Annotated in this window: 1 protein-coding gene; it reads left to right on the top strand. The window is 28.5% G+C overall.

All coding sequences use genetic code 11. The features are described from left to right. Positions 1 to 270 precede the first annotated feature (270 nt). On the top strand, positions 271 to 1,155 hold an 885-nt coding region (locus tag ACK2WN_RS12145), incomplete at its 3' end, for an IS110 family transposase (RefSeq protein ID WP_416155697.1).

The following is a 1,155-nucleotide window of genomic DNA, read 5'->3' as shown; positions in this document are numbered from 1 at the left end:
CCTCGTATAATATATTTAAATTTAATTTTATTAATTTTCATTCCTATCTCATTTTCTATGTGAGATAATCTGATTAAAGATAGAGGTCGTAGTATCACTCCTTGGAACGATGTTTTCGTAATTAAGGCTTACGCCTCTACTTTATGTCTTTATATGTATGAGCTGGATAGCATAATACATAATTGCTGTATATCTAACGAGGTTATATCGGCATAAAGTTAAAGAGGTTCTTTTCTCTATCTTTAAACTATTAGGAAAGTAGGTGTTATCATGTATTATATCGGTATTGATATTGCTAAAAATAAACACGAAGTGTCTATAATTGATGCTTCTGGAAAATTATTAAGTGAAAGTATTTCTTTTTCAAATACTATTAAAGGTTTTGAAAAACTTATAAAGTATCTCTCTTCTTATAATGTTTATTCAGACAATTGTATAGTTGGTATGGAAGCTACTGGTCACTATTGGCTTTCTATTTACTCATATCTCGTAGAGTGTAAGTTTAATACTTTCGTCATAAATCCTATACAATCAGAAGCTTTTAGAAAAATGTATATAAGAAAGACTAAAACTGATTCAAAAGATTCATTTGTAATAGCTCAAGTTATGAGATTTGGAGAGTTTTCATCATCTCCGCTTTCAGACGAAAGATTGTTTGAACTTAAAAATCTTACTCGATATAGATTTAGTCTTGTTGATGAAAGTTCTGATTGGAAAAGAAAGCTAATAGCTCTTCTTGACCAAGTATTTCCAGAATACGATAAACTTTTTTCTGATATTTTTGGTGTAACATCTAAAAATTTATTATCAAAATATCCACTTCCTGAAGACATGTTAAGTATAAGTACAGAAACACTAGCAGAATTATTATCTAAATGTAGCAATGGTAGATTTGGCTTCGCCAAAGCTGAAGAAATTCAAAATTCAGCTTTAAATACATTTGGCGTTAAATTTGCCAAACGCTCATTTTCATTTCAAATAAAGCAAATAATAGATCAAATTTCATTTTTAGAAGAACAATTAAAGTTTCTTGAAAAAGAAATAGAATATCTTCTTAATGATATAAACCCTATTATTACAACTATTACAGGAATTGGTTCTGTTTTAGGAGCTTCTATTATTGCTGAAATAGGAGATATATCTCGATTTGAAAAA

Origin of the sequence: Peptacetobacter sp. AB800, assembly GCF_047807365.1 — a bacterium.
Taxonomy (GTDB): Bacteria; Bacillota; Clostridia; order Peptostreptococcales; family Peptostreptococcaceae; genus Peptacetobacter.
This window is presented reverse-complemented; position numbering and strand designations above follow the sequence as displayed.